Genomic DNA, 9,659 nt, shown 5'->3' on the forward strand with positions numbered 1-9,659 from the left:
GGCGGGGCGGCCTCCCGCGGCGGCTGCTGCGCGGCCCCGCCGCCGACCCCGCCTGGGCCCGGCCCGCGCTGCTGGCCCTGCTCACCGCGACCGGCGTCGCCTACATCTGGGGACTCGGCGCGTCCGGCTGGGCCAACGCGTTCTACTCCGCCGCCGTCCAGGCCGGCGCCACCAGCTGGAAGGCGTTCTTCTTCGGCTCCTCCGACGCCGCCAACGCCATCACCGTCGACAAACCGCCCGCCGCGCTGTGGCCGATGGCCTTGACCGCCCGGCTGTTCGGCGTCAACGCCTGGAGCATCCTCGTCCCGCAGGCCCTCATGGGCGTCGCGACCGTCGCGGTCCTGCATGCGGCCGTCCGCCGCCGCTTCCCCGCCTGGGCGGCCCTGCTCGCCGGCGCCGCGCTCGCCCTGACGCCGGTGGCCGCGCTGATGTTCCGGTTCAACAACCCCGACGCCCTGCTGGTGCTGCTGCTGACCTGCGGCGCCTACGCGGCGCTGCGCGCCCAGGAGAGCGCGGGCACCCGGTGGCTGCTGCTCGCCGCCGCCTGCACCGGAACCGGGTTCCTGGCCAAGATGCTCCAGGCGTTCCTGGTCGTCCCGGTGTTCGCGCTGGTCTACCTGCTCGCCGCGCCCGCGCCCTGGCGGCGCCGGCTGTGGCAGCTGACCGCCGCCGGGGGAGTGCTGCTCGCCTCGGCCGGGTGGTGGGTCGCGGCCGTCGCGCTGGTGCCCGCCTCCGCCCGCCCCTACATCGGCGGATCACAGCACGACTCCGTCCTGGAACTGGCCCTCGGCTACAACGGGCTCGGACGCCTCAACGGCGAGGAGACCGGCGGCCTCGGCAACCTCGACCAGGACGCCGGATGGGGCCGCATGTTCGGGCCCGTCACCGGCGGCCAGATCTCCTGGCTGCTGCCCGCCGCGCTCGTCCTGCTCGCCGCCGGGCTGTGGGCCACGCGCCGCGCGCCCCGCACCGACCCCGCCCGCGCCGCCCTGGCGCTGTGGGGCGGATGGCTCCTGCTCACCGCCGCGATCTTCAGCTGGATGCAGGGCATCTTCCACGAGTACTACACCGTCGCGCTCGCCCCCGCGATCGCCGCGCTCACCGGGACGGGCGCCGCGCTGCTGTGGGAGCGCCGCCGCGCCCCCGCGGCCGCCGCGGTCCTGTCGGCGACCGTCGCCCTCACCGCCCTGTGGGCCTACGTGCTGCTCGGCCGGTCGCCGGACTGGCACCCCTGGCTCGTACCTCCTGGCGCGGTCGAGCACGGCGCCGGTATCGGCCTGAAACGTCATCGATCCCTCCAGGCCACACCGTACCGCTCACAAAGATCACGTTTCCCGCCCTCGCGGAAAGCCGCGGCCCGGCAGGATGGGGCGGTGAGCACCTTCATCGACAAGATCGCCTGGATCCATCTCGACGGCGGCAGGATCCTCGGCACCCGCTCGCGGGGCAAGGACGTCTACTACCTCCCCGGCGGCAAGCGCGAACCCGGCGAGACCGACGTCGACACCCTGGTCCGGGAGATCGACGAGGAGCTCGCCGTCGCGATCGTCCCCGCCACCGCCGCGCACCTCGGCACCTTCCGGGCCCAGGCGCACGGCCACGCCGAAGGCGTCACCGTCCAGATGACCTGCTACACCGCCGAGCACCGGGGCGAGCCGACCCCCAGCAGCGAGATCGCGGAGGTCGCCTGGCTGACCTACGCCGACCGGCCCCGCGTGGCCCCGGTCGACCAGATCATCTTCGACCACCTCCACACCGCCGGCCGCCTCCGCTGACGCCGCCGTCTCGCGGCGGTCATCCACGGAGTACCGCCTCCCGCTCACCCGGCCGGCGGCGGTGGCGCCGGCAGGGCGGTGACCTCCACGCGGGTGTCGTGGAAGACGGGGCCGCCGCCGAGGTCGGTGGCGCGCTCGTCGACCACGGCGTTGGCGTTGGAGCCGCCGGAGAGCTTGGCCCAGTGGCCCTTGCCCGTCGCCGCGACGCCGGGGCGGACCTCATCGGTGATCTTCAGGACGGCCTCGAAGGATCCCCGCTCGTTGCCGACCACGACGCGCTGCCCGTCGACCAGGCCCCGCGCCCGCGCGTCGTCCTCGTGGAGGCGGACGGCGAGTCCGCCCGAGCGGCGCCTCAACTCCGGGTTGTTGGCGAACTGGGTGTTGAGGAACTCGTGGGACGCGGCCGAGACCAGGGCGAGGGGGTACCTCCCGGCCCGCTCCTCGTCGGCGACCTCCGCGGGCGGGACGTAGCCGGCGAGCCCCGCGGCGGACGAGCGGAACTCGAACCGCCCGGACGGAGTGGGGAAGCCGTCGGCGTACGGCAGGAACGGGTCCGGGACCGACATGCGCACGAACCCCTCCTTGCGGAGCCGGTCCAGCGTGACGCCCGCCATCCACGGGTGGTCCGACGCCAGCAGTTGTTCGGCGAGGCTCTCGTCGGAGTCGTAGAGGGCCGGTTCCCGCAGGCCCATCCGGTGCGCCAGGCGGCGGAAGGTCTCGGTCGTCGGCAGGCACTCGCCGGGCGGCGCCACCGCGGGCTCGTTCCAGGTGAGGTACAGGTGACCGTAGCCCTCGTGCAGGTCGGTGTGCTCGTGCTGCGCCGTCGCGGGCAGGATGATGTCGGCGTAGTCCACGGTGTCGGTCGGGAACTGCTCCAGGACCACGGTGAACAGGTCGTCGCGGGCCAGGCCCCGGCGCACCTTGTTCTGGTGCGGGGTGCTGCCCGCGGGGTTGGCCGCGATGACGAACAGGGCCTTGACGGGCGGGTCCTGGACGTCCAGCAGCCCCTCGCCGAGGCGGCTCATCGACAGCGTCCGCACCGGGCGGGGGCGCAGGTCGTCGCGCCACAGCGCGGCCTTGTCGAGCTTGACGTGGCCGGACGTGGAGAACGCGAGCCCGCCGCCGCGCCTCGCCCAGTCGCCGGTCACGGCGGGGATGGCGGCGATCAGCCGCAGGGCGGCCCCGCCGCCGGAGTGCCGCTGGAGACCCTGCGTCGCGCGGATCGCGGTGGGGCGGGTGCGGGCGATCCGCGCGCCGAGCGCCACGATGCGGTCCGCCGGGACGCCGGTGATCCGCGCGGCCCGGTCCGGGGGGTACTCGGCGATCCGGTCGCGGAACTCCCGCCATCCGAGCGTGCCCCGGGCCAGGAAGTCCGCGTCCTGCGCGCCGAGCCCCACGATGACGTGGAGCAGGCCGAGCGCGAGCGCCCCGTCCGTTCCGGGCAGGGGCGCCAGGTGCTCGTCGGCCTGCCGCGCCGTCCGCGTCCGCACCGGGTCGATCGCGACCAGGTGCGCGCCCGCCTTCCGCGCGTCCTGGACGAACTTCCACACATGGTGCCCGCTGGTCAGCGGGTTGGTGCCCCACAGCAGGACGAGCCGGGCGTGCGCCAGGTCCTCGGGGTCCATGCCGCCCGGCGAGCCGACCGCCTCGGCCATCCCGGCGCTGCCCGCCGCCGAGCAGATGTCGGCGCTGTGGGCCGAGGCGCCGAGCACGTTGAAGAACCGCCGGCCGGAATACCCTTCGAGGCCCTGCAGGTAGCCGAGCGTGCCCGTCCCCCAGTAGGGCCAGATCGCCTCGCCGCCGTGCTCCCGGGCGACGTCCTGCAACCGCGCGGCGATCTCGTCGAGCGCCTCGTCCCACCCGATGCGCTCGAACCGCCCCTTGCCCTTGGCGCCCACGCGGCGCATCGGGTGCAGGATGCGGTCCGGCTGGGCGGCGCGCTCCAGCCACCGGTTCACCTTCGCGCACAGCGCCCCGCGCGTGTACGGGTGGTCGGGGTTGCCGCGCAGCCGGACCGCCGCCCCGTCCCGCACGGTGACGACCCAGGAGCAGCCGTCGGGGCAGTCCAGCGGGCAGGCTCCCAGCACTGTCAGTTCCGATGGCATAGAACCCTCCTAGCTGGACGAACCTCTCCAGTGTGCGCCACGACCCCATGAGCGTCATCCAGGACGCTCATGACCCCCGAAGGCCGTGCCCCAGGTCGCGGCCGGGGTGGCGGGGTGGTTTCCTAAGGGGCGACGGAAACGACCCGTAGGGGGAACGAGAGTGAAGAGCGTCGAGCCCGAGGTGTTCCTCGTTGCGCGGCCCGAACTGGACTACGACGAGGTCGCCCGGTACCTGCGGGAGGTGGGCGGGGAGGGCTGGCTGGAGCGGCTCGACCGCGGGGAGCTCGACGACGAGCTCAACGACCCGCAGAACCTCGCCGAGTTCGCGGGGCGGCTCTGCTACCGCTCCTGGGAGCCGGGCCTCAACCCCAACGTCACCAAGATCCGCACCGACTCCGGCCAGTACCTGGAGAACATCCTGCGCAGCCTGCACGGCTCGGTGCTGGAGCACGTCAGCTTCAGCTTCGTCCTGCACAACGTGAGCCGGGTGCTGACCCACGAGCTCGTCCGGCACCGCCCGGGCGTGGCCATCTCGCAGGAGTCGCTGCGGTTCGTCCGGCTGCAGGACATCCCCTTCTGGTTCCCGGAGTGGGCCCGCGAGGACACCGAGCTGATGAAGCGCGCCACCGCCATGCTGGAGCAGATGGAGGAGTTCCAGGGCTGGATGGCCGCGCACTTCGGCCTGGACGACGAGGGCGTGCCGTTCAAGGAGAAGAAGCACAAGACCTCGTTCATGCGCCGGTTCGCGCCCGAGGGCGTCGGCACCGGCCTGGTCTGGACGGCCAACGTCCGCACCCTGCGCCACACCCTGGAGAACCGCACCGCGCCCGGCGCCGAGGAGGAGATCCGGCTGCTCTTCGGCAAGATCGGCGAGGTGATGCGCACCGAGGCCCCGGACCTGTTCGGCGACTACGTCGTCGAGGACGGCGCGTGGGTGCCGCAGTGGCGCAAGGTCTGATCCTCCGCGGGGTCTAGGCGCGCGGGCTCGCCTGGGGAATTATTAGACGCTATGTCTGACATCTCCATTCCGGTAGGCGACCGCGCGCTTCCGGGCTACCTCGCCGTCCCCGAGGGGGAGGGGCCCTGGCCGGGCGTCGTGATCGTGTTCGAGGCGATGGGCGCGAACGACGACATGCGCGCCCAGGCCGACCGGTTCGCCGCCCACGGGTACCTCGCCGTCCTGCCCGACCTCTACAACGGGGCGCCCTGGGTGCGCTGCGTCGCCAAGGCGATGCGCGACATGCGGGCCCAGCGCGGGCCGACCTACGACCACATCGAGGCGGCCCGCGCGTGGCTCGCCGGCCGGGACGACTGCACCGGCGGCGTCGGGGTCTGCGGGTTCTGCATGGGCGGCGGGTTCGCGCTGGTCGCGGCGGCGAAGTACGACTTCCAGGCCGCCGCGGCCAACTACGGGATCCTGCCGCGCCGGCCGGAGGAGTCCCTGCGGGGCGCGTGCCCGATCGTCGGCAGCTACGGCGCCGCCGACCCGTCGCTGCGGGGGGCCGCCGGCAGGCTGGAGCGCGCCCTCACGGCCGCGGGTGTGCCGCACGACGTGAAGGAGTACCCGGGCACCGGGCACGGGTTCCTCACCGGCCTCACGCCGCCGCCCCCGTTGGGCCCGATCGCGAAGATCGTCATGGGCTTCGGGAAGGGCCGCGAGAACGCCCCGGACGGCTGGGACCGCATCCTCGCCTTCTTCGCCGAGCACCTCTCTAAAAAATCTACAACGTAAAGGTGTCGGGCCGGCAGCTCAGAGTCGGCCAGGGCCATGAGGGCGCCGCCGTGCAGGAGCCCGCCGGCGGTGCACCGGTCGGGAGCCCAGTCCAAGTGGCCGGCGACCTCCTCCGGCCCCGCGGTGTCGATCTCCATGCCGAGCGCGCGGGCGAACGGCATGGCGTCGGTCAGCTGGTCGGGGGTGAGCCCGGTCGTCATGAGGCCTCCTGCGGCGGGTGTCGGAGGCCCCACCCTCGCCGTCCGGGCGTCAGAGCGTCCATTACCCCGCACGTAATCGTGAGCCTGACCCGGATGCCGCTACCGTCGTGGCGTGACGACGATGACGACGGGACTGAGCGACGTGCGGCCGATCGGGGACCAGCTCCGGGCGTGGCGGCAGCGGCGCAGGCTGAGCCAGCTGGAGCTGGCGTCGGAGGCGGACGTGTCGACGCGGCACCTCAGCTTCGTGGAGACGGGGCGCTCGGCGCCGAGCCGCGAGATGGTGCTGCGGCTCGCCGAGCACCTGGACGTGCCGCTGCGCGACCGCAACCTGCTGCTGGTGTCGGCCGGGTACGCGCCGGTGTTCGACGAGACGCCGATCGAAGAGCCGAAGATGGACACGGTCCGGGCGGCGCTCCGGCAGGTGCTGGAGGGCCACGAGCCCTATCCGGCGGTGGTCGTGGACCGGTTCTGGAACCTGATCGACGCCAACGGCGCGGCCGCGTTCTTCATGGAGGGCGCGCCGCCGGAACTGCTGGAGCCGCCGCTGAACGTGCTGCGGCTCAGCATGCATCCGGACGGGATGGCCAGGAACATCCTGAACCTGGCGGAGTGGCGCGCCCACATGATCGACCGCGTCCGGCGGCATGTGGCGCTGACCGCGGACGCGGCGCTCGCCCAGCTGCACAAGGAGCTGCGGAGCTTCCCCGGCGACGTGGGGGAGGCGATCGCCCCGCCCGCGAGCCACGAGGTCTTCGTTCCGCTGCGGATGCGGGTGGAGGGCCGGGAACTGTCGTTCTTCAGCACGATCGCGACCTTCGGGACGCCGGTCGACATCACGGTGGCGGAACTGGCGATCGAGTCGTTCTACCCGGCGGACGCGAAGACGACCGAGTTCCTGCGGGAGCGCGCCGGCTGGTGAGGCGCCTCAGTCCCCGGCCGTGAGCAGGTCGTGGTGGACGCGCGTCAGCGGAGCGCCGAGCCGCTGCAGGGCGGCGACCGTCGCGCGGACGAGCGGGGCGGGTCCGGCCACGTAGGCGTCGTGGCCGCCGGCGCCGTCCACGAGCTGGGGAAGGACGTCCGGCACGCGGCCGGCGAGGAGACCGGCGGCGGGTTCGCGTGACACCACGGGGACGACCTGGAGCCGGGCGTGGGCCGACTCCAGGTGCCGCAGCTCGGGGAGGTCGTACAGGGCGCTCTCCGTGCGGGCCGCGGCGACGAGCAGGACGTCGCGGCCCGGGTCGGAGGCGAGGGCCTGCTCGGCCAGCGCCTTCACGGGGGCCAGGCCGGTGCCGCCGCCGATCAGCAGGAGCGGGCGGCCCGAGTCCGGGTCGAGGGTCATCGCGCCGTCCGGCGGGCCCAGCAGCACGCTGTCGCCCGGACCGGTGTGCCGGACCAGCGCGCCGCTCACCCACCCGGCGGGACGGGCCCGGACGTGCAGGCAGATCGTCCCGTCCCGGCGGGGCGCGTTCGCGATCGAGTACGGCCGCCAGATCCGCGGCCAGCGGGCGGTCTGGACGCTCACGTGCTGCCCGGGCGCGAACGGCAGGGGGCGCTCGGGGCGCAGCGTGAGGACGGCGAGGTCGAAGGCGCGGCGCTCGTGCCGCACGACCTCGGCGACCCACCACGGCGGGGCGCTCGCGGCGTCCCGCTCCGCCGCGGCGGCCATGGCGTCGGCCGCGGCGCGGTAGGCGGCGCGCCAGGCCGCCTCGGTCTCGGCCGTCCAGACGTCGGCGGCGAAGGCGCGCAGCGTCGCGGTGAGGGCCTCCTCGACGGCCGGATAGTGCTCGCGCAGGACCCCGTACTTGCGGTGGCCGCGGCCGAGGCTCTCAAGGTGGCGGGCGAGCTCCTCGGGGTTGTCCTGGCTCCACACGATCCGGCTGAGCGCCTGGAAGAACCGGTCGTGCTGGGCGCCCATCGCGGGCGGGAACAGGGTCCGCAGCCGCGGCCGCGCCGCGAAAAGGCGGCCGTAGAAATAGCTCATGGCGCCCGCCGGATCGGCTTCAAGCCGTGCGAAGCATTCTTTGATAACGCGAGTTTCCGGTGCCATTCGGTCGGCTCGCCTCCCAGCGGGCTGTTTTCGGCGGTCGGGCGGCAGGGCCGACGGAGGATCCGGCCGTCCTTGCTGCCCGAGTTGCTGAGATTCTCTCACCCATCCCCGCAGGTGTTCAATCGATTGCCGCCACAGAGGGTCGCCTTCGCTACTCATTGTAATTGTTCGTCAATTCCCCGTGACCGACGGTAAGTGAATCGGTCAACGCATACTGATCGGTATCCGATCGGGGCGCGAACGTTCCGGAAGAACCGTCCGGAAGGGGAGGAAGAACCTGCATCAGGGAAGAAGATTTCCGAATTCTTCGGTGATTCCGCCGCGAGGCGCCCCGCGGCAGGCCACCGCCCCGGCATCGCGATGCGCCGATCTCGCCACTTCCGACGGCGGAGCCGCGTGCCGTGCGGCAAGCTGACCCGAGGAGGGCCGGGGGACGGACGGCGCGAGGGGGGCGGGCGGCGCACGGTGACGTGCGGCCGGCCGATCGCCCGTGTCGGCGGCCCCTCCGGGGCCGGGGTCCAGCACAGGGGGGAGACACGCATGTCAGGAGCCGTGCGCGGAGCGCCGCACCCGCAGGCCGGTGAGGGCGGGCCGCCGCTCATCGGCATCACCACCTACCAGGAGCCGGCCCGCTGGGGGTTCTGGGTGCGCGAGGCCGCGCTGCTTCCCGTGCCGTACGCGCGCTCGGTCGAGCGGGCCGGCGGCGTCCCGGTCCTGCTGCCCCCGGCCGCGACCCTGCGCGGACTGGACACCCTGGTCTCGCGGCTGGACGGCGTCGTCCTGGCGGGGGGCGGCGACGTCGACCCGGAGCTGTACGGCGCCGCCCGGCATCCCGAGACCGGGCCGCCGCAGCCGCAGCGCGACCGGTTCGAGCTGGCCCTCGTCCGCGCCGTCGTCGACGCCGACCTGCCGTTCCTGGCGATCTGCCGGGGAATGCAGGTGCTGAACGTCGCGCGCGGCGGCGCCCTCGTCCAGCACCTGCCGGAGGCGGTGGGCCACCGGCGGCACGCCCCCGCCGCCGGGGTCCTCGGCTCGCACCGGGTGCGGACCGGCGAGGGGAGCCGGATCGGCAGGATCCTCGGGGCCTCCTCCGACGTCCCCACCTACCACCATCAGGCGGTGAGCCGGCTCGGCAAGGGCCTGACCGCCGTCGCGTGGGCCGAGGACCAGGTGGTGGAGGCCGTGGAACTCCAGGGCCACCGTTTCGGCGTCGGGGTCCAGTGGCACCCCGAGGAGAGCGACGACAGGCGGCTCTTCGAGGCCCTCGTCGCCGAAGCCGCCGGACGCTGACGCGGGGATTGGCGGCCCGGCCACCGGGCAGGCCGAGGGGTGGATTTCCGCCGATGTCCCCCCACCGGAGGCCGCCGCATGCCCCTGCACCCGCAGACCGTGAGCTTCCTGGAGCAGCTCGCCTCGTGGACCGCCGTGCCCCCGGGGCGGGACGGGCCCGCCGAGCCCACGATCGAGCAGATGCGGGAGCGGATCGGCGCGGCCTTCCCGGTCGTGCGGCGCGAGCTTCCGCGGGTCCGCGACGTCGAGGTGCCCGGCCCCGGTGGCTCCGTGCCGGTGCGCCTGTACCGCCCCGCGCCGCCCGAGCGAGGGCCGCTGCCGGCCGTCGTGTACCTGCACGGCGGGGGATGGGTGCTCGGCGGCGTCGACAACGTGGACGCCTTCTGCCGCGACCTGGCGGCCGCGGCGGGGTGCGTCGTGCTGAACGTCGGCTACCGGCTGGCCCCCGAGCGGGAGTTCGCCGCGGCGTTCCGCGCCCGGTTCGCCCGGCCGCTGCTGCCCGCCGAC

Annotated in this window: 8 protein-coding genes; 6 read left to right on the forward strand and 2 right to left on the reverse strand. The window is 74.0% G+C overall.

Annotated elements, in window-relative coordinates; all coding sequences use genetic code 11:
* The first annotated feature begins 26 nt into the window (after positions 1–26).
* Positions 27–1,775, forward strand: coding sequence for a glycosyltransferase family 39 protein (locus tag AB0C69_RS30965; RefSeq protein WP_360358579.1), 1,749 nt, complete (start codon positions 27–29; stop codon positions 1,773–1,775).
* A 44-nt stretch (positions 1,776–1,819) separates the two neighbouring features.
* On the opposite strand, the gene AB0C69_RS30970 is transcribed toward AB0C69_RS30965, so the two are convergent.
* Entirely contained in the window at positions 1,820–3,880 is a 2,061-nt protein-coding gene (locus AB0C69_RS30970) for a molybdopterin oxidoreductase family protein (protein WP_360358574.1), read from the reverse strand.
* A gap of 160 nt (positions 3,881–4,040) precedes the next feature.
* On the opposite strand from AB0C69_RS30970, the gene thyX reads away from it, so the two are divergent.
* The 3 genes from thyX (at position 4,041) to AB0C69_RS30985 (ending at position 6,734) form a co-directional block, all read left to right on the forward strand.
* On the forward strand, positions 4,041–4,838 hold the full coding sequence (thyX, locus tag AB0C69_RS30975; protein ID WP_345182173.1) for an FAD-dependent thymidylate synthase: 798 nt from the start codon (positions 4,041–4,043) through the stop codon (positions 4,836–4,838).
* A gap of 51 nt (positions 4,839–4,889) precedes the next feature.
* Positions 4,890–5,612, forward strand: coding sequence for a dienelactone hydrolase family protein (locus AB0C69_RS30980; protein WP_360358575.1), 723 nt, complete (start codon positions 4,890–4,892; stop codon positions 5,610–5,612).
* A gap of 321 nt (positions 5,613–5,933) precedes the next feature.
* The gene (locus AB0C69_RS30985; RefSeq protein WP_345182190.1) at positions 5,934–6,734 is read left to right on the forward strand and encodes a helix-turn-helix transcriptional regulator; all 801 of its coding nucleotides are present in this window, start codon (positions 5,934–5,936) and stop codon (positions 6,732–6,734) included.
* 6 nt (positions 6,735–6,740) lie between these two features.
* On the opposite strand, the gene AB0C69_RS30990 is transcribed toward AB0C69_RS30985, so the two are convergent.
* Positions 6,741–7,796, reverse strand: a complete 1,056-nt coding sequence (locus AB0C69_RS30990; RefSeq protein WP_360358576.1) for a globin domain-containing protein — start codon at positions 7,794–7,796, stop codon at positions 6,741–6,743.
* A gap of 606 nt (positions 7,797–8,402) precedes the next feature.
* Between AB0C69_RS30990 and AB0C69_RS30995 the strand changes: the two genes are divergently transcribed.
* Positions 8,403–9,152 (forward strand): gamma-glutamyl-gamma-aminobutyrate hydrolase family protein, encoded by a 750-nt coding sequence (locus tag AB0C69_RS30995; protein WP_360358577.1) that lies wholly within the window; start codon positions 8,403–8,405, stop codon positions 9,150–9,152.
* Between the two features lie 78 nt (positions 9,153–9,230).
* A partial coding sequence (locus tag AB0C69_RS31000; RefSeq protein ID WP_360358578.1) for an alpha/beta hydrolase occupies positions 9,231–9,659 on the forward strand: 429 nt, incomplete at its 3' end.

Source organism: Actinomadura sp. NPDC048032 (genome assembly GCF_040653175.1).
Lineage (GTDB): Bacteria > Actinomycetota > Actinomycetes > Streptosporangiales > Streptosporangiaceae > Spirillospora > Spirillospora verrucosospora.

What these genes read in the sequence shown, in the direction of transcription:
- AB0C69_RS30995 (WP_360358577.1), top strand. Translation starts at nt 8,403, where the DNA reads ATGTCAGGAGCCGTGCGCGGAGCGCCGCACCCGCAGGCCGGTGAGGGC.
- AB0C69_RS30985 (WP_345182190.1), top strand. Translation starts at nt 5,934, where the DNA reads ATGACGACGGGACTGAGCGACGTGCGGCCGATCGGGGACCAGCTCCGG.
- AB0C69_RS30990 (WP_360358576.1), bottom strand. Translation starts at nt 7,796, where the DNA reads ATGAGCTATTTCTACGGCCGCCTTTTCGCGGCGCGGCCGCGGCTGCGG.
- AB0C69_RS30970 (WP_360358574.1), bottom strand. Translation starts at nt 3,880, where the DNA reads ATGCCATCGGAACTGACAGTGCTGGGAGCCTGCCCGCTGGACTGCCCC.
- AB0C69_RS30980 (WP_360358575.1), top strand. Translation starts at nt 4,890, where the DNA reads ATGTCTGACATCTCCATTCCGGTAGGCGACCGCGCGCTTCCGGGCTAC.